Consider the following 492-nt stretch of genomic DNA (forward strand, 5'->3'; position numbering starts at 1 on the left):
TCGGTGACCTGGTGTCCGTGCCGTTCAACATCGCGTGCGGGCGCTGCCGGAACTGCAAGGAGCGGAAGACCGGGATCTGTCTCAACGTCAACCCGGACCGACCCGGGAGCGCCTACGGCTACGTCGACATGGGCGGCTGGGTCGGTGGCCAGGCCGAGTACGTCCTCGTGCCCTACGCCGACTGGAACCTGTTGAAGTTCCCCGATCGCGACCAGGCGATGGAGAAGATCCTCGACCTCGCGATGCTGTCCGACATCTTCCCGACGGGCTTCCACGGTGCGGTCACCGCGGGGGTGGGGGTCGGCTCGACCGTCTACGTCGCGGGTGCGGGTCCGGTCGGTCTCGCCGCTGCGACGGGCGCGCTCCTGCTCGGCGCGAGCGTCGTCATCGTCGGTGACATGAACGCCGACCGCCTGGCACAGGCCCGGACGTTCGGCTGCGAGACGGTCGACCTGACGAAGGGCGACCCGGCAGACCAGATCGACCAGATCC

General features: G+C 68.7%; 1 protein-coding gene. It reads left to right on the forward strand.

Going from position 1 to position 492, the window contains the following annotated elements; all coding sequences use genetic code 11:
- Positions 1-492, forward strand: a 492-nt coding sequence (locus tag NS184_RS17175; protein WP_152998325.1) for an alcohol dehydrogenase catalytic domain-containing protein, incomplete at both ends; no start/stop codon positions are given.

The organism is Curtobacterium luteum (assembly GCF_001475545.1).
Lineage (GTDB): Bacteria > Actinomycetota > Actinomycetes > Actinomycetales > Microbacteriaceae > Curtobacterium > Curtobacterium luteum_A.